We start from the raw sequence: 21,362 nt of genomic DNA, 5'->3' as shown, positions 1-21,362 counted from the left end.
TCAACTTCTGAATTAGCTCGTGATGATCTAAGGAAGCAACTCATTGTACATATGAGTGAGCTTGCGTGATTCATTCGGCCAATTCAACACTTTACTTGCTTCGTGACATTTTTGAACATAATAGTCTCTTCTTTGCCCAATCGCTTTGATTGCTCTAACAATGGCATCTTCGGTTTCATCAACGGCTAAACCAAAATCATATTCCTCTAGTAAATAAGCTTTCCCTGGATGATTAGAAGATACTACCGGAAGTCCCATAAGCATGTATTCGAATATTTTGTTCGGTGTCGAGTAATAATTATTTTCACTAACATTTTCATACATCACGAGACCGATATCCGCTTCTTTCGTAAGTGAAAGAATTTCTGCAGGTGATACTTTAGGATGAAAATGAACGCGAGAATCAAGATGATTTTCTGTAACCAGCTTTTCAAGATCCCCTTTTATATCGCCATCACCAAGTAGAACGAGATGATATTGTTCATCCAATTGCTTCATTGCATTCACACAAAGCTCAATGCCTCTATTTCTTGAGAAGCCCCCCTGATACAAAAGGACAATTTTATCTGTGCTTAATCCGTAAAGATGGTGGAAATACTGATTGTTTTTCCTATCCTTTTCGTCTCTTAACAGTGGGATATTCTGCAAATAAATAGAAGGTGGTAATTCACCGTATCTCTTCTTAAATTTATCTAACAAAAATGGGTTAACCGAAATGAGGCGATCGACTTTTTTAAGTAACTTCCCTTCAATAAAGTAACCGTAGCGTCGATCCACATTATTTCTTCCAGTCATTTCATTAAAAAGTTCATGTGAGTCATACACTAACTTACCCCCAAAGTGGGCAGCCAAACGTTTCCCCGCAGGGAGTGTATTTAAATCATGACAGTGAACAGCATCAATTTGATGACCACCCATTACCTGCTTTACTTTAGTGTAGAATTCGTACCCGGCATACTGATCTTTCGCGAGTTTAATTAGTGGACTCCTCACTACTTTCGTTACGAAGGATGGCTTTCTTGATGGTCCGGCCACCATTCCTTTCTTTGCCTGCTTTGTTGAGATCGACAACTTGTGTATCGTAATCAACTCATGCAAGAAAGGAGGCTCTGTATCGTGCTCATTCAAGCAGCAAATCGTTACCTCATATCCACTGTCTGCAAGGGCAATCGCTTCACGCTGTACCCTCGCATCGTATTCAATGTCTTTAAACAGAACCATAAGAATCTGCTTCATTTGCGTTTTGCCTTCATGAATTCATCGTACTGATCAACGATTTCCTTAGTTTCACCAACAGCTTTCTGTTCACCGCGATGAATCCAAACAACCCGATCGCAAATTTGCTTCACGAGCCCTGAGGAGTGCGTAACAAGTATAACTGTCCGTTCTTGTTGGATTTTCTCCAGAATCGCATCCTTACATTTCTTTTGAAAAGCAGAATCACCAACGCCCAGAACCTCATCTATTAATAAAATTTCAGGATCAAGCATGATCGCAGTGGAGAAGGCAAGTCTAGCCTTCATTCCTGAAGAGTAGGTTCTTACAGGCTTATAAATAAAATCGTCTAATTCAGAAAATTCAATGATCGATTCAAGATTGTCATCGATTTTCTTTTTGCGATTTCCTAGAAGGAGAGCATTTAGATAGATATTCTCAATTCCTGATAATTCCGGCTGAAAACCCGCGCCAAGTGAAAGCAACATTGGACGCTTTCCTTCTACATGGTAATCACCCTTATCAGGTTCAATCAAGCCACTCATCAGTTTCAAAAGCGTACTCTTACCAGATCCATTACGACCAATAATACCGAGCACTTCTCCTTTTTTAACAGTGAAATCAAGTCCCTTTAATGCCCAGAACTGCTTTTTGTCTTTACTAATTAATTGTTTAATTGGATTATCCGAGTGTTCAGGATAGGAAACCCATATGTTATTAAGTTCAATGATGTCCTTTTTCAATTAAATCACCTTAGCGTATTGTTTGTCGTATTTGTTCAAAATGCGAAGTCCGATGAACAACAGGACTAATGAAAAAGCTAGAATAATGAAGAGATTGTCCCAAAGAGGTTGTCCTTTGTATAAGAAGATATTTCTGTAAGAGACTAGGAAATTTGTGAATGGATTTAAGTAAAGCAGTTCTCGCAGTCTATCAGGGACATCCTCCATTCTGAAAAGAACAGGAGATAAATAAAGCAATGTTCGTGAAATGTATTGCATCATGTTCTTAATATCTTTCATGTACACTCCGATATGAGCCATGATAATCATGATTGGGAGCAATAAAAGAAGGTTTAATCCGATTAATATAAAGAAATTCAGCGCATTGACGGTTAAGTCCACTCCACTAAAGTAGAGGAATAAAACCATAATGAACGAACTTACTAGAAACTTAAATGTATTCACGCCAAGCCTAACCAAAATAAACGTTAGCTTTGGCACGTATACTTGTTGAAGAATTCTCGCTTTAGACGAAATTGCTGTCGTTGCATCAACCATACACGCTGTTGCCCATTTCAGTGGGATTAACCCGGTGAAAAGATAGACAGCGTAATCGTCGCCACCTTTACCAAGAATAACGCCAACGAGAAAGTAATAAATCGCCATATATAAAATGGGATCGACAATCCACCATAACGTCCCGAGATACGTTCTTGCTGTATTCGATTTGAGTTCAGAAACTGTTAGATGATAAAGCAAATCTTTGTTGTTTCGCCAATCATTGATTAATTTTTTAAACATTCGTCAATTAACTCCTAATCTAACTGCATTTATAGTTACAAACGTCTTTATATAGTTTATATAATTCCACTTCAACCGTCTACTATAACAAAATAAGCTCAATTCTTATCGAAAACCCTTGATAAGCGGGCATTTCTCTACATTTTTTCGTCAATACACCTCCTTATTCAACCGTAATTTACAAAAACTTAACGTTTTCATATAGTAGCAATCATCAACTCATTCTTACATAATTAAACCTGAATTACCATCTTTTGCAGATTGGATTGTTAACTCGCGAAAAAAAGAAAAAGCAACCCTTTAGGCTGCTTCTCTTGTTTTACTTAATGGAAGAGAGTTCTGCAATTTCTTTTTGTGGATTTTCACCTGTTGTTTCATGGATCTGCTTAATAAGTCCGACCGATTCTGCGTAATACGTTGTGATGATTATGCCTTCTTCTCCTGCTGCTTTTCTTACCTTCAAGACATTCTCAAAACTTCCGAATGGAACTTGAAGGCTGTCTACTTTGGATATCTCCAAATCTGACCCACCCGATGGTTGTTCAACAAGGGTATCAACCTCTTCCATCGCTTCGAATTCATCTAGAATACTTGCAATATCTCCACCAGAACTCTCATCTTCGTAAACGACTGTTACATTTTCATCAGACCACTTTAAAATTTGCGTTGTCTTCATACTACCAAGCGTGATGATCCGCTGAACATATTGATCATCCTGGTCTATAATCTCCTCTGTAAAAAGTGTTTCATTATTCGATGTGAATACTTTAGTATCCCCTGTTTCAGGACGATATGTTGTTAATTGAACGTCTACTTCATTCGCCTCTCCATTTGCTTCTGTGGATGTTGCGCTTTGATTCTCTAACGGTGCCGTGCCACATCCAGCCGTAATGAGAAGCAGTAGAGCAATCACTATTCCTAATGTGTTCTTCATAGATCCCTCCATACAATCTGACTTTAATCTACATAGGAAATGAATCAATACAATCGATTCAGCACTTGATCTTGCGCTCGATCCTCTACTCTTCCTCCAATGATGAGTAGCGACGTCACACGATTATCAAGCCCATATTGCCAAAGCGCATCTTGAACAGATGCCTTTAGATCTTGATTCACAAGGATTAGCGGGGCACCTGATTGAACCGATAAGGAAGACGATACAAGCGCATCCGGGAAATCATTCCCTATCGATAGGAGGACTTGATCTGACTTCATTTCATTACTAAATTCACTTACAATAGCTGCAAGGGTTTCATATCGGTCTTCTCCAGCTAAACGTTCAACACTTGACGCTCCGTTCAAATCGGAAAGCTGGCGTTCAATGGTAGGAGACATAACAGCCTCCCCACCAAGAACCTTCGTTTGCTTCCCGTCCAGGTATGCTAATGCTTGCTCAGATAATCCATCTTTATCAGACAATAGAATAGACCAATTAGCTGATGATGCGATTGGAGCACTTGCTAATGCATCTGCATAGCTGTACCCATTTGCCACAAAAACGCCTTCTACATCATTGTCTAACTTTTTATTAATCATTAAGTTCGTTTCATAGCGATTCTCTCCACCAATACGCTCAACCGCTACACCTAACTTCTTTACTTTCGTTTCAACGGATGGTGATATAGCATTTGGACCACCAATAAGAATAACTTGATCTGCATCTAATCGTTTGATTTCGTCTTCAGTAAATGAATCTAGTGCTGAAGTTCTTGTAAGAAGAATTGGCGCATTACCTAATTGGGCAGCAAGAGGTCCAACTGAGAGCGCATCAGCATACCCGAACCCGTCAGTCAGTATGACCGTCTTCTCTTCTTTACTAGCCTTAAAACCATCCGGATAAAGTTCCTTCGATATCTTTACAGCTGTTTCAAAGCGATCAATTCCAGCAAGGGATGAAACATCCACTGACTTCGTGATCTCAACACCTGAGATGTTCGTCCATAAAATATCACCTGAGGAACGTTTGACGATTTTCATGTTGTCCTTTACTTTCGCACTCGCGACAGCCTGGGACAATTCATAGTAGCTTCCCTGACTGACTCCGTTGTCATTCTGGATTTGGTATGGGCGATACAGATAGTTTGACCATTTCACAGTACCTGTTTCTTGATCTATTACTTTTGCATTTGTTCGGTCGTCAGCATACTGAATAGCATCTGAAAGCTCAGTGAATGCTTTAACAGTATCTGTTCCTTTAACAAATACTTCGTACCTTTTCGTAATAGAGTCATAAATTGTTTTCTGCTTATCTTTATCAAATACTGTCACGTTATCTAATTTCTTAGCATAGTTAATCGCTTCATCTTGCGACTTAAATTGTTTAATGACTTTGCCTTTTTCATCTTTCACTTCAAAAACTTTAAAGAATTCAATCGCCGCTTTCGCAAGTGACTCTGCTGCATCATTTTGAAAACGACTTGATTTAAGTAAGCTTTCTTCATTCGGATTGGACATATACCCTAATTCAACAAGTACTGAAGGCATCTGTGCATTACGAATGACATAAAAAGCTTGATCGTTATGTATATCTTTGTCTTGTAATCCCGTTCCTTTCAGAACGTGAGGATGAACAATAGTAGCTAGACGACGACTCTCTGACTCATAGCCAACTTGAATAGGATCTGGTGGATATTCCTCGTCCCATGCAGCCGCTTTACTATAATAGTACGTTTCATAACCTCTCACGAGCGTACTAAACGGATAGGCATTATGATGGATCGACATGAATAGCGAATTATCATTATTTCCTTTTGCATATTGATTCGCGACTTTCGTTCTTTCAATAAGATCCTCTTTCGAATCATTCGCGAAATCCCGATCGGTATCTCGCGTCATAAAAACCTTAATATCTGTTCCTTTCAATTCTTCCCTGAGCTTTAACCCAATCTTGAGCGTACCTACTTTCTCATAGTAGCCTGTCTTGTCACCAGAGTAGCCTGATGTACCAGTAAAGCTCCCTCCATGTCCGGGATCAATAACTAGAAACTTCTCTGCATTAGCAAATGACGGTAGCTGAAAAAGCATCAACATAAATATAAAACTACTAATAATATAACGTTTCCTCATGGTTCACTCCCCTATCAAGGTATTCTATACCATTTTATTACAGAGAGTGGTTGAGTTCTATGCTAGTTTAATAACTTTTCTAAAATAAGAGTATTCTACTAGGGAATTAACATCTTAAGAGAATCTTATTGCTATAAGAGTGGGGGATTTCCGCTCCAGGTGCTCGCTTTCCGTGGGGCGGGCGGTGAGCCTCCTCGGCACGCTTTGGGCGTGCCTGTGGGGTCTCACCTGTCCCGCTAATCCCACAGGAGTCGAGCACCTTCCGCTCCAATCGACTATGACGTGTGATCCTTTATACAAATATTTTAAAGAAAAATTTTTTTGAATATGCTTATTTAAAAGATCCTAATAAAAAGAATCATTCTGGTATATCAGAATGATTCTTTACTAAATATTATTCAACAAATGATGCTGGTTTTGTGTTAGATAACTTGAAATAGTAGAGGATGGCATCGACAATTCGTTTAGATGCTAATCCGTCACCATATGGGTTAGAGGCTTTAGACATCTTATTGTACTCAACCTCGTCAGTTAGGAGTGTTGTTGCGGTTGTATAAATCGTTTCTTCATTCGTTCCAACGAGCTTAAGGGTCCCAGCGGATACTCCTTCTGGTCTTTCTGTATTTTCTCTTAGCACAAGCACGGGGCTTCCGAGGGATGGGGCTTCTTCTTGGACACCGCCGGAGTCTGTTAGGATAAATGAAGCTCTTCCAGCGAAATTATGAAAGTCGATAACGTCCAGCGGCTCAGTGAGGTGTATTCTTGGGTTTCCACCTAAAACCTCATCTGCCAATTTACGAATCATGGGATTTAGATGAACAGGGAAAACAACGTGAACATCTTCATGTTCTTTCACAATTCGATTAACCGCTTTGAAAATATTCTTCATTGGCTCACCGTGATTCTCGCGTCGATGGGATGTAAGTAAAATCATTCTTTTTCCAGCAACCTTCTCTAATAAGGGATGAGAATAATCTGAACGAACCGTATTTTTCAATGCATCGATTGCTGTATTTCCTGTGACATAAATGCTATTTTGTTCTTTACCTTCATTTAATAAATTGTCGTAAGCTCGCATTGTAGGGGCAAAATTAAGATCTGCAAGCACTCCAGTTAACTTACGGTTCATTTCTTCAGGGAACGGAGACCATTTATCATGAGAACGGAGACCTGCTTCTACGTGACCTACCGCAACTTGATTATAAAAAGCTGCCAAACTTGCCGCAAAGGTCGTTGTCGTATCACCGTGTACAAGAACGAGATCTGGTTTCTCAGTTTTCAATATCTCATCGAGCCCATTTAGTGCTCGAGTTGTAATATCTGCAAGCGATTGTTTGCTTTTCATAATATTTAAATCATAATCTGGTTCGATATCAAAAATAGATAGAACTTGATCAAGCATTTCCCGATGCTGGGCTGTTACTGCAACAAGTGGAGTTATGAATTGGGGATGCTTTTTCAATTCATTCACCAATGGTGCCATTTTAATTGCTTCAGGTCTTGTCCCAAAAACACTCATTACTTTAACAGGTGCCATGTCGACTCTCCTTTTGTCCTTAGGTTCTTTCCTTAGACATTGTAGCTTTTTCTATAAGAGTTGTGGTTGATTTCCGCGGGGCGGGCGGTGAGAAGTGTAGATTTATAGACCTCTTACAAAATTACGTTCTGTTCCATCTTATAAAAACAGATCACAAAAAGCAAAAACCTTCCCTTTAATAAGGAAGGTTTTCATTTACTTTCCACTCATATAATTTACAATAGCGTCTCCCCAGACTTCAAATCCTCTATCATTTGGTCTATAGTCCTTTACATAATCTTTAATCTTTTCGCCATCTACAGAAGGCCATTCTTGCCAATGATTCAAATAAACAAGATCTTTTACTTCTGCATATTCACCCAGCGCATTGATTTGAAAAGAATAATACTGAGGATCTGGAATAGGGTTTGATGGCATTAAGATGATACTAACTCCGGGAATGCTTTCCCTTAGTTTTGAAATAATTGTCGATATATTCTCATGACCTTCTTCAATCGTCACGTTCCCATTATCATTAAGCGTAAAGGCTTCCAGTAATACGACGTCTGGATTCTTCTCAATGACATCTTTATATAATTCTCCATCAACTATTGTGTCTGTTGTTTCCTTCTTAAAGGTTAATTGCTCTACAGTAAAAGCACCATCCCAATAGGAAGTTGCTAAACCTTCTTCTACAATTGATTGAAGTCCGGATTCTTTTGTTCCAAATGATTCAGAACCCATCAGAACAACGGAAATTGGCTCATTCGAACTCATCATCTTCTCTTGAAGTTGTTCAGGAAAATTAGCTACCAAACCTTTTAGTTCATCATTTGATATAGGTTGTTCGATTAGCTTTGCGCTTTCACTTGCAGATGAGGACTCCTCCTCAGCACTTACTGGCTGTATAGACTGTTCAATTTTCTCATCCCAATGAACTTTACCAGCCCCCACTAGTGCGATGCAGCCAATAACCGCAAGTAGGAATACTACATTTTTCATATCTTCCCCCTAAAAATCTGTCGAATAATGGTATCTACTAGTATTATTGTAATAAAAAGAAAATGATTGCAAGTATAAATTAAGGTTCTTTTCTAATAGATTATTGTATTTGAAAGATTTATTATATAAAAACCAAACTTAGCTAATTAGAGCGAAAGTTGCTCATAGCCCACCTAGCGGAAAGCAAGCATCCTGAAGCGGAAATTAACCCACGCTTATAACAACAATGTCTACGAAAGGCTCTTTTCTAAAAGATTGTTGCTTTTGAAAGAATTTAATATAATAAATCCACACTTAGCTAATTGGAGCGGAAGGTGCTCGACTCCTGCGGAATTAGCGGGACAGGTGAGACCCCGCAGGAGCGTAAGCGACGAGGAGGCTCAAGTGTCCCGCCCCGCGGAAAGCGAGCATCCTGAAGCGGAAATTAACTCGATTTAGTAACATTGGCTACGAAAAGAGCCTAAATTAAAAAGCCGCTCATGAATGAGCGGCTTCTAAAAGATTAGTTATTTAACCACTTATTAAACTGATCTCTTACTTCTTTGTTAACTGCATTATCTCCACCAAGTACTGTAGCACCACTTACATCTGTTGTTGTAAAGTACTTAACAAGATAAGATTCAATTTCTTTCGGAATCTTATTGCTTTCAACAAGGAACATGCTACCTTGATCTTTCACAACAAGCGGAGAAGCGGCAAGAGCATCTGGGAAGTTACGTCCATTTGCAACGAACAGGTTATTCGTTGTTGATCCAAGCTCTTTGTGGATCTCAACAAGCGTTCCATATCGGTTCGCACCAGCAAGACGTTTTGTTGTCGCAATTTCATCAGCCATATCAACGACTTGATCAGAAATGACAGCATCTCCACCAAGAACATATACCAACTTACCTGCCATTAGCTTTTTCGCATCGTCAGTTAGTGATTTACCATCGGTTAAGATGATTGGCATATCATTTGCACCAGCTATAGAAGCTGCGCTAAGAGCATCTGCAAAGTTTTTGCCTGTTGCTAAGAATACTGCTTCACTCTTTGAACCTTTTTCTGCAAGCTTATTGATAATTTGTACGTTCGTGTCATAACGATTGTCACCGCTTAGACGCTCAATATCAGCCGTACTAATACCAATGTTAGCAAGCTGGGTATTTACTTTCTTCGAAATCGCATTCTCTCCACCTAGAATGACAACATTCTTCGCTTTCAAGCGGGAGATCTCATTTAGAACTTCATCTGATAGCGTGCCTTTGCTTCCAGCAAGAAGGATTGGCGCATCATAAGCACTTGCAAGTGGCCCTGCAGAAAGTGCATCTGGGAAGTTATATCCTGTTGCAATGAAGACTGTGTCTGTTGTTTCTCCTTCAGGATACATTTCCTTAGACACTTCAATAGCTGTTTCAATACGATTCTCACCAGCTACAACATCAACCATTTCACCGTCAGTTTTCACAGGGACAATGGATAGTACTTCACCTGTTGCTTTATCCGTCAAGAATATTCCAGCAGTATATTTACCGCCATCTTCAGGAGTTGTGATCTTTACATCTGTTGTTGCTTTCTTACCAACACCTAAATCGAAACTGGATTTTCCAGTAACTTCAATGCTACCAGCGCCTTTTTCACCTGGCTCGAGTACTTGTGCTTCGGTAATTGAGAAATCGAAATCAGTTGTAGGATCAACAGTTGAATACCCGTCTACTCTGATTGTGTATTCTCCATCAGCTAGGTTTTTAAGAGAAATCGACTCTTCTGAGTCACCATCTGCGTCAATTGCAATATAGTCTCCAAGAAGTTTACCGTCTTTCGAACGATATAGATAGAGATCTAGATCGTCTCCACCATTTGTTGTGTTTCCGATCGATACATCTAGTGAAATATTGTTTTTCACTGTAATTGTGCGATCATAAGCACCTTTATCAGCTACTGTTTCACGCGTTTTAGACGTTTCTGGCTTGCTAAACGCACCGCCTACTACTTCAACTGAGCGCTTAGTAGATAGATAGTTTTCAAATGTGATTGATTTAGATACTTCAGTACCAGGGATAACACTACCAAGCTCAATTTTACCTGGGCTAGATACAACATCTTGAACGAATGCTTCAAGCTTATACTGGTTCATTTCATAGCCCTCTTTAGGACCTGAAGCACCATAAACGGCTACTTCCCATACGCCTGTTTTAGGGCTTTTCACTACGTAGTCTTCTACACCAATACCAGGAGAATCCTCTTCATCATAGCCGGCATATCCCTGGAATGGGTTAACTTTGTCCCCATCTGGATTAATGACCATCATTCGGACCCGGCCTTGGAAGTCATCGTTTTCTTTAAGTGCTTCAAGTGCAAATCGAATTTCCTGCGCACCTGGTTTCACATTAAAGAAATAGCTCTTTGTCTTAGAAGCTTGTACTTCATCTTCGTGAGTAATGCGGAAGCGATCCTCAGATTTGAAATCTTCACCAAGAATGATTGTCTGGAAAGAACGAGCTTCTGCATAAGCAGTATCAAGATCATCAATCATTAATGTACCAGCGTTAACGCCTACATTCATTTTGCTCTTATCATAGCTTACAGTCATTTCTTTGTATTCACCTGGTGCAAGCTTAATGTTATCTACTGAAGGTGAGAACCATTCAGAATCTGATGAGATGGTAAGGTTTTTTGTTTCATCAGTTGGGTTCTCCACCATAACAGTTACTTCTTCTGGTACGTCTTTGTTACGTACATAAAGACCAGGGCCTCCAGAAACTTTCTCACCATGATAAACCGTTACATTTACTTCTTTCACTTCGTTAATGTAGTGTTTACGAATGTATTCGTAAGCAGCCGGTACGTCAATGAGTCCAGCTCCTTCAGCTACACGCGTATAGCCGTCGATATGAACAGCTGTTTGAATAAGCGCTTCGCGTGCAAGCTCGAAATCAAAAGGAATACGGTCCTTTAAAGCTGCTTGCTTTAATACCGCTACAGCTCCTGCTGCGTAAGGAGAAGACATACTTGTTCCCTGAAGAACTTCATAATTACCTAAGTGAACAGGGAATGAAGCATAAGCTGATCCCGGTGCAACGAAGTCTGGTTTTTGCTGACCATCTTCAGTAGGTCCATTCGAAGAAAAATACCATAGTCCTTCTCCATCTACTGGAGACCCATCGGCATTTTTACCGTATGGATAATCACCATACTCTGTCGCCCACATCTTGCTGTTAATATATGCACCTATAGATAAAGCCTTAACACTATCTCCAGGAGCACCAACCGAGTCAACACCAGGCCCAGCATTACCAGCTGAAGTCACATAGACTGTATCGTATAACTCACCCATATCTTCAATGATCTTCCCATATGCTCCAGATCCATCATTTAAATCAGGAGAGGAACCAAGACTCATATTAATAACGTCTGTTCCAAACCCACCAAGCTCTTCTGGGATTGCAGCTAGATACATAGCATTTGCAATGCTCCATCCATATGTTCTACCAGCTGAATCAAATACTTTTAGTCCATAGAGATCAGCCCCTGGTGCAACACCGTCTACTGCAACAGCACCAAATTCATTTACTTGAGTAGCTTTTTCTTCTTTTTCTTCATCTTTAACTTCTTCTTTTTCCTCTTCCTCTTCCTCTACTAAATCAGGACCATTGGCAGCTGCAATACCTGAAACGTGCGTACCATGACCATCTCCGTCAAAAAAGACTGTCGCTACTGGCCATGGATATTTTGTAGTGTTAGGGAATTCAGTTCCAGGATAAGCAGGACTTGGTGAAGCAATTTGGAAGTTTGCCCCTGCAACATCATCCTCTTTGTCTACATCAAGATTGTCTATATCCCCTTCTCCGTAAGGCTTTTCATCAGTAAAGTCCTGATCTTGGTCCGTATCAATATAGACTTCATCATCAACTAAAAGAACGTCGAAATAAGAATCCCCTTTACCATCTCCATTTAAATCTCGATATAATTTCTTCCCTTCTTGATCTGTTTCATAAGAAGCCGGCTCTAAACTACCGAAATAATATGTATCATCTTCATCATCGATACCTTCGGTTTTATAAGTGCCTTCGTTAACTGTTATTGTAGCTCCTTCACTTGCTTTTTGGCGGAACCACACATCTCCCTCACCGACAGTATCCAATACACCTTTAACTTTAGTAGATACAATTTTTCCATCTTCATCGTACTGAGTAAATGCTTCATGCCCAGGGTCAATTCCAGTATCAATAATACCTACTTTAACCCCTGTGCCATCGTACTTACTATGAAATTCATCAACACCGGTTGCTGAATGAGTTTCTTCTGTTGCAGGTTTCACAACTTCTCCAGGATTTTTATCAATTGGTTTAAGATCGGTATCTTCTTGATTATTTTTATCTAGCACAATTTCATTGTTAGCTCCAAGCATTCCAACTGAGTCTAAACGGTAAACTTGTAAAATTTTGCGAGTAGGAACTTCTGCTAGATAAAGATAGTTGTTAGTATTCTCTTTCACCTTAACCCCTAGACTCTCAAGCTCTTTCGTTAGATCAGGGCCACCATGCTTATTCGCTACAATAATCAGTTCCTGCTTTGCTTGTTCACTAGCTGCAAGTGATGCAATTTCCTGTGTAACTGGAAGCTTGAATTTCTTTGTTTCTGTTAAAGCTGCTTCAGCTTTTTCAGGATTATAAGTCGTCACCCCAGCAAATGAAGAAGCAATTAACGATGTCCCCGCAACAACTGTAAGAAACTTTTTCTTAAACTTCATTTATTAAAATCCCCCTTTTAATTTGTGAAAACCTGCAACTCGCCCCTCCCTAAGCGGTATATTATTATAATAATTCACTATTTTCAGTTTAATTTGAAAATAGTGCCTAGTCAATAAATAACTGTAAAAATTGTGAAAAAATTTGATATTTTGTAGATAATATAGGACTTTTGTCCATAAAAGTGTAATAAAGGAAGGTGCCTTCCTCCCCCTAAACATACAAAAAACGCCAGTATCTGTACTGACGTTTTCCGGTCACTTTTCTATTTTTCTAGTAATCGATCAATCTCCCATGCCTTCTCAGGTAAAATGGCTTCGGGTCCTCCTAATATTCGATAGTCACTAATGCCCTTGTTCGTTAAGTACAATAGTGATTTTTCTATTGCCTCTGTATACCTCGTTGGATGAAGCAAAAGGATCGCATCTCCAGATCGTGACGCAGCAGCTCCACCTGTTAAAGCATCAGGAAATTTAAGTCCTGTAGCAAAGTACGTCTTTTTACTCGTTTTAGATGCGCCGAACCGCAGTAGTACTTTAAAATTCGTATCATAACGGTTCTCTCCACCTATTCGTTCTAGCTCATTTGAAGGAATAGAAGCATAGGTATCTTCACTAACTACCTCTTTACCACCTATCACGTATGCTCGTTTTGGAACCTTTTTACCAAGGTAACCTTTCGTTTCTTTTGGTAAAGTGTTTTGCTTTGTAAAAAGAACTGGCGCTCCGAACCTGGCCGCAAATGATGAAATCGAGAGAGCATCAGGGAACTTTTCACCTGAAACAATAAATGCTTCGTCTACATTCTCAGAATCAATTAGACTTGCAATTTCAGTTGCGGTTTCGTACCGATTGGCTCCTGCAATGCGAATTGGAGTGATTCCAGTTGATTTTAATTCATCTGAAACCTTTTCTGGTATAGCATTTTCGCCACCTATAATAAATACACGATCAGCTTCTAATCTCTTTAATTCTGCTAACACTTCAGGAGAAATACCGGTCTTTTTCGTTAATAATATTGGACTGTTCAGTTTGGAAGCAAGTGGAGAAGCTGCGAGACTATCAGGAAATTCATCAGATCGGGCAAGGATGACAAACTTACCTCTAATGGTATCTCCTTCCATATTCAGCGTTTGTTCTTCAAGCTTGTCCCAGTTATTCTTAGCGATTTCAACAGCTGTTTCAATAGCTGTGTTACCGTATATTCGGTTGTACTCTGTTACACCTTGTACAGCTAAATCGACATTCAACAACCCACTACCGAGAGAATAACCAGGGTTGACTGGATCAGCCGTCTCTTTCATGAGTTTAATCGTCTGTTTATTCGTTAGATAGGGGGCAGATTCATTTATCAGCACGGCGGATGACGTTGCTATTGGAGCCGCCATACTTGTTCCCTTATCAAATTCATATGTACCATTCAGAGAAGTACTATAGATTTCAGTTCCTGGCGCCGCAAGATCAATGAGTGACCCATAATTTGAAAAGGAAGCTTTCTCCTTTGAACCTGTTTCAACAGCGGCAACAGCTAAAACGTTTGGGTATGCTGCCGGATAGACGGCGGATGACTCATTATCATTCCCCGCCGCCCCAACGACTAGAATGTTTTCTGCTATAGCCTCTTCGATAACTGTTCTTAGAGCATAGGAGTGATTGTAGCTTCCTAAACTTAAGTTAATCACGTCTGCATCGTGATCGATTGCATACCGTATTCCTTGTACAACGTTTGATAAATCACCTTTGCCACTCTCAATAACCTTAATCGGCATGATTGAAGTGCCTCGAGAAGGAGATGCCACGCCTAGATTGTTGTTTGTTTCCGCTCCAATGAGTCCTGCTACTCTAGTTCCGTGTCCATCAACGTCCTGAGCGGATTTACTAGGAGTTACGAGATTAACGCCGTCTACGATATTCGCCAACAAATCTGGATGTGTTAAATCAATTCCCGAATCAATAACAGCAACCGTCTGAGTGCTTTTCTTAGTAGATGCTAGATTCCAACTCTGAGATAGATTAATTTGATCAATCCAAGGCTTTTGGTAAGAGTAGAGAGAGTCATTTGGTTCAGCGTCTCCCATAAGATAGACTGGCTGATCTTTCTCAACGTGTTTTATGCCTTTTTTGGAGGTAAGATGATCAATGGTTTCTTCCACTTCTGTTACTGGTACATCAATCACATCTACTTTCGATGGCTGTTCAGAAGTGCGAGATGGAGCTTTTGTCGTTTCATATGTAACGAGTAAACGCTCTGTGCTGTTCTCTGATTCTGCTTTTGAAACATCAGGATGTAATGAAAAGAGTAAACTCAAAAGAAATAAGACTAGTATTTGTTTAGATTTCAGTTGTGACACCTCTCCCGTGGTTTGTTACTTATTCATTAATACGAGTATATAACGAATTTTTCGACAAATCACTTGAATAGTATCACATTAAGAGTTAGAAAAAAATGGTGAATTGTATCGATTTAGTGATAGAGGACGTAAATGGGATGATTGAAGGATTAAATACGTTCGTGAAGTAGGTGCTGCTGTTGTTGCTTTAGAGTTTGAAGTTTTTCTTCGAGGATGTGCTGTTCTTTCCGCATGCTTCCAATAATCTGAATTAAATTTGTAATCATATTCTCTACTCGCTCAAGTCGATCATCATGCATTTTTTGTCACCACCTTTTCATTTACATCTATCAACGAATGACATTTCATTTTTATCATATTACCGATTGTGTTAGTTATCAACAAGAAATTACAATATTTTGAATTTGTTGCTTTTTATTGTGTTCTTTCTAAAGGGATCTCGTTATGAAAAAGCACCTTTGCAAAAGGAAGGCACACCATCATTTAGGAGTTTTATGAACAAACGTCACTTTAAACTTCTGAGCCTCCTCTTTACCAACTTCTTGAGTGAGATAATGAATGAGCGCAGCTTCTCGCAACGAATACTCCCAGCTCGTCAATTGATCGTTGAGTTTATTTCTAAGCTTTTCATTTGAAATTCCCTCAAGTTTCTCAAAGGATATCTTCCCTTCCTCCCTTATCATCGAAAACGTTACCTTGTAGTTATTCATCATGAATCCCCCCTTACTCATACCTATTCCATTAGTAGTCAGGGACAAACCTGTCAATTTCACACACTCATGACATGAGCTTTCATCTCATATAAATGGGACGAGACGACGGTTACAAGGAGGAAGCAACATGGAAAGTAAGCCACCAGAACACGCCAATCGTTCCATTGCCCTTTATTGCCGTGTTTCAACGGATGAACAAGCAAAAGATGGCTTATCTCTTCACGAGCAACAGGAACGCTTGGGATCTTATTGCAGGGCAATGGGTTGGGAGAACCCCATGCAAGTCTATGTAGAAAAAGCGATTTCCGCTAAAAATACTGATCGGCCAGAATTAACAAAATTAATGAAAGCCGTTAAAAACAATAAAATTGCTAAAGTACTTGTTACAAAGCTCGACCGGATTAGCCGAAAGCTTCTAGATCTTTTGAATTTGATCAATATTTTTTATGAGTACAAAGTTGATTTTGTATCAATCAGTGAGTCCTTTGATACAAATACTCCTTCTGGCAGATTGACAATGCAGGTGCTTGGTGCCGTTGCCGAATTCGAGCGAGAAAGCATCCGGGAGCGTGTCTTTGAAACGATGCACTATGCTGCAAGGCAAGGGAAATGGATGACGCAAAGTCCTTACGGCTATCAACTGCTGGACAAAAAACTTGTTGTATTTGAACCCGAAGCAAAGATTGTAAAACTCATTTTCGAAGATTACTTGAATAAAGGCATGGGTTACCAAGCGATCGCAAAAAAACTAAACTTCGAAGAAATTCCTTCTAAATTCAATAAAGGATGGTCAACTCAAACAATTAAACTATTGTTGTCCAACCCGGTATATAAAGGAACGCTCGTATGGAATCGGTCCGACTCCACTAAAGAAAAGCGCACATCAAAAGACGATGGTGAATGGATAACCGTTGAAGAAGCTCATGATCCGATTATTGATAAGAAAACATGGGATGCCGTACAAAACAGAATGAAAGAGCGACAAATAGCCCCACGCGCAAAGTCCAGTCCTCATTTACTAGGAGGTCTATTAAAGTGCGGAAAATGCGAAGCAAGCATGATAATCGGATGGTCCGGTTCCAAAAACAATCGCTATCGCGTCTACCGCTGTTCAACGAGTAAAAACAAAGGAACATGTAGCATGAAACAATTTCGTGCAGATGACGTAGAAGCCTGGTTCAAACAAGGGTTAGTAACCTTATTTCAATCTGTTGATCATAAGGCTGAGATAAAGGTGATTCCGAACGAAGATCAAACTCACGCCAGTATCAAACAAAAAATCCGCACCTCGAAAAAAAGGTACGAAAGGAAAGTGGAAGCTTATGCTGCGGGGTTGATTTCGTTGGAAGATTTGAATGGGGAGAAGGAGGGGTTGGATGGTATTCTAGAAGGGATTGAGAATAATCAACTATATGATTTAGAAGCCATCAATTCACTTGTTCTCGAATTTTATGATCAACGTGAGAGTATTGGAAAAATAATTGACACTCTTCATATTCAAGAAATTAAGAAGTTAATTCAGACATTTATCTATCAAGTCAACTTAATTGAAGGAAATAAAATCGAGATTGTTCTGAGACTTTAGAAGAGACTAAAAAATTTTCGGCTCATTTACGCCTTGTGGTTACCAATCGCTTCGAGCACATTCATTTGCTCAGGCAATTGGTTACCACAGGGCGACCTTTCAGCAAAGCTGAAAGGCGAGTGAAACTGAGGTTTCACTCAAATGAGCCAAAAATCGAGAAATCAACAATATGAGCTAACATAGCTTTAATAAAAAGGCTGTATACCTGATGAATATGCCGTCTCATATTAACTCCTTCTTGCATTTATTATACAAGGAACTAGCAAAGTGCTAGCTTCACTATAATATATTAGGAGGAAAAAATATGGGTTTTAAACCTATTCGTAGATCTGCATCTACAAACTTTTGTGATAATACTACAAACAATCCCCCAGTTCCAGCTCCCGGTAGTCCGGACTATATCAAGGTCCCAGTTGTTCTAGGACAATATAATATTCAAATCCCAATGCATGCAGAGATTGATTTCCCAGAAGGGCAAAACGTACTTGAAATCAAAGACATCAAGAAAAGAGCCTATTTAACTCAATGCAAATTGATTTCAGTTGCACGTGATCCTGAAGGCGGTGACACTGTTACAACGGGGAAACTATATATCAGTGGGTTTGTACGCAAAAACATTAAATATGCAGCTAATCCACGTGTTGTATCAGGTGAATTTGACACACAATTAAGTTCCAACATTCGCTCTCTAACAGTGCCGGTTCCTTTCGATTGTGTTACTGAAGTAACGTTTCAAGGAAATGCTTCACCTGTTGGTCCATTTCTAAATCAACGAGCTGAGTGGGAATATTTGATTTCTCAAGATCTTCCTTCAGGGTTTCCGGAAAAAGATGAGTTGCTTGGAACAGACTTATCTCAGTTCCATCAGCAAAGCACACAATACTTTAATGAACTTCCATTTTGTGAGCTAAACCGAGCAGAGTTCCTTCAAATTGATGAATCATTGAACCGAGTTCCAATTTCAGCTTCATCTGATGGCGATGTACTAGGCGAAGGAACATTTACTCAGTTATCAGAAAAAATGGTTTTAGACTTAACTCTTACTTTGCTTCAAAAGCAAACTGTCGTAAGGCGCTAAAAAACTTTTCTGAAGCTGGTCCATTTGGACCAGCTTTTTTCCATTCAATAAGAAATGTTTTTCAATTCTAAATAATGAAGCATGTAAAAAGGCCGATGACTAGAGATTCGTCCAAACGACTGTGTAGATACCGCATAAAATATCATGAAATGAAGAATGAAGGGGGAATAATAAATGGAAATAGAACCAAGGATTCGAAGCGCGGCCATTAACGAATGTATAGCTGATGAAGTTCCAGTGGTTGCTACTTCTGGGAGTGGTACGATTGTAAAAGTTCCAGTCTTATTACAAAAGCTCACCATTCAAATTCCAACTCATGCAACTATTGAGTTTCCAGAAGACGAACATGTACTGGAGATAAAAGATATTAAAAAGCGAGTGTTTTTAACTCAATGCAAAGTTTTGCATGAACCAGGCAAGAACGAAGGAACTCTTTTTATGAGTGGCTATGTTCGTAAAAATATCCACTATGCCTCTAATCCCATAAGTTGTAATCGTAATGAGATCCAGACAAAAGATAAATCTCTTACGGTTAATATTCCATTTGAATGCTACACCACGATTGAAAGTTTTTTGACGCAGCCAGTCGGCCCATTTTTTAATACAAGAAAAGAATTCAATTTTAAGATTTCCGCTCAGCTCCCTTCAGGGTATCCAGAAAAAGACGAGTTGCTTTCAGATGATTTGTCACAATTCAGCCAACAAAGCACAGAGTTCTTTAATGAGTTACCATTTTGTGAACTAGTGAAAGCCGAAATATTAGAGATTGATCAATCTCTTAACCGCAAACCTGGAAAGATTATTAAACCTTTTCCAGAAAAAAAGATCATTCTAGAATGCACCTGTACTGCAAAAGAAGAAATGCGTCCCAAAAAGAAAAAAAATCGTAGAAAAAAGAGTTCTTTGTTTGACGATCGATTCACTGTTCATATTGAGCTTCCTAAAGAAAGAGTAGGTAAGACTAAAAAGGAATGTTTACACTGTAAAGAAAAAAACAAAAAGAAAGAGACGTCTTTTGAAGGTATCTTCACTGAAATGTCAGAGAAAATGATTCTTAACCTTACTGTTACCTTGCTTCAAAAACAGCTTGTTCAATTATCTTAATGGACGATTTTTACATTCAATTATGTTCTGACATAACACCTTTTAACAAGGTGTTTTTTCAATAGTACACTTGATAAAATGGTTACCTGTATTAACTCATTTACCTATACCTCATCCAAGCTCAAACATAAACTATTAATAAGCCAGGATAAGAAACGAGGTGAAGATAAATGTGCAAAGAATACAGAACTCTTTTTTATGATTGTTGTTGTGCTAAAGAAATAAAATTCATATGTAAATGTGAACCTATCAAAAAGGAACATGGATGTAGAAAAAAACAGGACAAACACCTGATTTGTAAATGTAAGCCAATTGAGCATTGTTCATGGAACCACTCCACAAAACACGAAAAACGTTTTATATGCAAATGTAAAAAAGTTGATAGTGATACTTGTTGCCACCAGTCCTATGAAGATGAGATTATTTGGGATTACTAGGTCTACACGTTCTTCCTAATTATTAAATCTATAATCTATAAAACTCCATCCTCTCAAGCAGGATGGAGTTCTATTTTAATCTCGAATATGAACTGCAACACCTTTATCCACATTGTTCAGTACGGACAGCTTTTTTATTCAATATGAATCAATAGAATTATTACAACAAAGATACCAGATAACAAAAGCCATCCTATTAACAGGATGGCTTTTGTATTACACCTCTAACCGATTCGAAATTACACTATTACGTACTTCACTATTTACAACCTTAATCTCCCTCTACAACCTCACGTAACTGCTCTAAAACATCTTTCGCAGCTTCAGGACTCAACACGATATTTCCTCCTGCTAGCGAGATGTTGCGACTGGACACGTCACCGGTTACCTGGCATGTCATACGAGGTGTATATTTTTTCAGAATGACGGCGTCATTCTCGACGAATATTTCTAAGGCGTCGGTTGTTTCAATTCCGAGAACCCTTCTTAATTCAATTGGAATAACGATCCTACCCAATTGATCAACTTTTCTTAAGATCCCAGTTGATTTCATAATTGCCTCCTCCCTCTCCCACATTAAAACTGAGTCCATACAGTTTATGGGAGTAAAGGTTGTTTTGTTAATGGGATTATGAAAATAACTATTGATCAGGTATTTCAGATAAAATTTTCTTTAATTCCTTTATTTCTTCTTCACTTAAATAAACGATTTGCTCGCTCTGTTTTTCACTACTCTTCTGAATTATTTTTATAGACCCGTTGTCTTCTAAAAGGAAATAGAGATATTCCCTGGAGTCATCCTTGATAATATATGTTTTCATTGCCCCTCCTCACTCCATAATGGAGTTGCTGAAGTGTAGAAATGCTTACCTATTATTGTTGAACAGATCTTAATTATTTTAATTTAAAAGTAATTAACACTCAAAAAAAACCACCCTTCTATTCAGAAAGATAGTCGGTTGCACTACTGGCTCCATCGAATCCAAGTGCCCATATAAAGACTCGATTTCATTGCCTCTCTCTTCTAATTAATTCGAAAGCTT

16 protein-coding genes and 1 riboswitch are annotated in these 21,362 nt (G+C 39.0%); of the genes, 3 read left to right on the top strand and 13 right to left on the bottom strand.

Annotation, left to right across the window (positions count from 1 at the left end; genetic code table 11):
- Positions 1-27: 27 nt before the first annotated feature.
- The 11 genes from AB986_RS13660 to AB986_RS13615 all read right to left on the bottom strand — a co-directional run bounded on the left by AB986_RS13660 (position 28) and on the right by AB986_RS13615 (position 16,115).
- Complete coding sequence (locus tag AB986_RS13660) at positions 28-1,236, bottom strand: glycosyltransferase (RefSeq protein WP_048311669.1); 1,209 nt, start codon at positions 1,234-1,236, stop codon at positions 28-30.
- Complete coding sequence (locus tag AB986_RS13655) at positions 1,233-1,958, bottom strand: ABC transporter ATP-binding protein (RefSeq protein WP_048311668.1); 726 nt, start codon at positions 1,956-1,958, stop codon at positions 1,233-1,235. Before AB986_RS13655 ends, AB986_RS13660 begins: the two co-directional genes overlap by 4 nt.
- Positions 1,959-2,738 carry an ABC transporter permease gene (locus AB986_RS13650; RefSeq protein ID WP_048311667.1) on the bottom strand — a complete coding sequence of 260 codons (780 nt, stop codon included), beginning with the start codon at positions 2,736-2,738 and terminating at the stop codon, positions 1,959-1,961. It lies immediately after the preceding gene.
- A gap of 319 nt (positions 2,739-3,057) precedes the next feature.
- Complete coding sequence (locus tag AB986_RS13645; RefSeq protein ID WP_048311666.1) at positions 3,058-3,672, bottom strand: hypothetical protein; 615 nt, start codon at positions 3,670-3,672, stop codon at positions 3,058-3,060.
- Positions 3,673-3,716: 44 nt separating this feature from the next.
- Positions 3,717-5,804: a cell wall-binding repeat-containing protein gene (locus tag AB986_RS13640; protein ID WP_048311665.1), complete on the bottom strand. Its 2,088-nt coding sequence runs from the start codon at positions 5,802-5,804 to the stop codon at positions 3,717-3,719.
- Positions 5,805-6,198: 394 nt separating this feature from the next.
- Entirely contained in the window at positions 6,199-7,341 is a 1,143-nt protein-coding gene (gene wecB / locus AB986_RS13635) for a non-hydrolyzing UDP-N-acetylglucosamine 2-epimerase (protein ID WP_048311664.1), read from the bottom strand.
- Positions 7,342-7,536: 195 nt separating this feature from the next.
- Entirely contained in the window at positions 7,537-8,322 is a 786-nt protein-coding gene (locus AB986_RS21250) for an SGNH/GDSL hydrolase family protein (protein WP_053216187.1), read from the bottom strand.
- 502 nt (positions 8,323-8,824) lie between these two features.
- The gene (locus AB986_RS13625; RefSeq protein WP_048311663.1) at positions 8,825-13,054 is read right to left on the bottom strand and encodes a cell wall-binding repeat-containing protein; all 4,230 of its coding nucleotides are present in this window, start codon (positions 13,052-13,054) and stop codon (positions 8,825-8,827) included.
- 263 nt (positions 13,055-13,317) lie between these two features.
- Positions 13,318-15,402, bottom strand: coding sequence for a cell wall-binding repeat-containing protein (locus AB986_RS21245; protein WP_053216186.1), 2,085 nt, complete (start codon positions 15,400-15,402; stop codon positions 13,318-13,320).
- Between the two features lie 149 nt (positions 15,403-15,551).
- Positions 15,552-15,701 carry a hypothetical protein gene (locus AB986_RS22430; protein WP_161797382.1) on the bottom strand — a complete coding sequence of 50 codons (150 nt, stop codon included), beginning with the start codon at positions 15,699-15,701 and terminating at the stop codon, positions 15,552-15,554.
- A 180-nt stretch (positions 15,702-15,881) separates the two neighbouring features.
- Entirely contained in the window at positions 15,882-16,115 is a 234-nt protein-coding gene (locus AB986_RS13615) for a hypothetical protein (protein ID WP_152670992.1), read from the bottom strand.
- Positions 16,116-16,242: 127 nt separating this feature from the next.
- Between AB986_RS13615 and AB986_RS13610 the strand changes: the two genes are divergently transcribed.
- From AB986_RS13610 to AB986_RS13600, 3 genes are all read left to right on the top strand, one after another.
- The gene (locus tag AB986_RS13610; protein ID WP_048311661.1) at positions 16,243-17,700 is read left to right on the top strand and encodes a recombinase family protein; all 1,458 of its coding nucleotides are present in this window, start codon (positions 16,243-16,245) and stop codon (positions 17,698-17,700) included.
- Positions 17,701-18,004: 304 nt separating this feature from the next.
- A complete protein-coding gene (locus AB986_RS13605) occupies positions 18,005-18,778 on the top strand; it encodes a CsxC family protein (RefSeq protein ID WP_048311660.1) in 774 nt (257 codons plus the stop codon).
- Between the two features lie 174 nt (positions 18,779-18,952).
- Positions 18,953-19,882: a CsxC family protein gene (locus AB986_RS13600; protein WP_053216185.1), complete on the top strand. Its 930-nt coding sequence runs from the start codon at positions 18,953-18,955 to the stop codon at positions 19,880-19,882.
- Positions 19,883-20,590: 708 nt separating this feature from the next.
- Here AB986_RS13600 and AB986_RS13595 read toward each other — a convergent pair.
- Positions 20,591-20,872, bottom strand: a complete 282-nt coding sequence (locus AB986_RS13595; RefSeq protein WP_048311659.1) for an AbrB/MazE/SpoVT family DNA-binding domain-containing protein — start codon at positions 20,870-20,872, stop codon at positions 20,591-20,593.
- Between the two features lie 88 nt (positions 20,873-20,960).
- Positions 20,961-21,140 carry a hypothetical protein gene (locus AB986_RS13590; protein ID WP_048311658.1) on the bottom strand — a complete coding sequence of 60 codons (180 nt, stop codon included), beginning with the start codon at positions 21,138-21,140 and terminating at the stop codon, positions 20,961-20,963.
- A gap of 123 nt (positions 21,141-21,263) precedes the next feature.
- Positions 21,264-21,347, bottom strand: a riboswitch (cyclic di-GMP riboswitch).
- Positions 21,348-21,362 lie beyond the last annotated feature (15 nt).

The organism is Guptibacillus hwajinpoensis, from assembly GCF_001039475.1.
Taxonomy (GTDB): domain Bacteria; phylum Bacillota; class Bacilli; order Bacillales; family Guptibacillaceae; genus Guptibacillus; species Guptibacillus hwajinpoensis.
The sequence above is the reverse complement of the archived record's forward strand: the minus strand, read 5'-3'. Positions and strand labels throughout refer to the sequence as shown.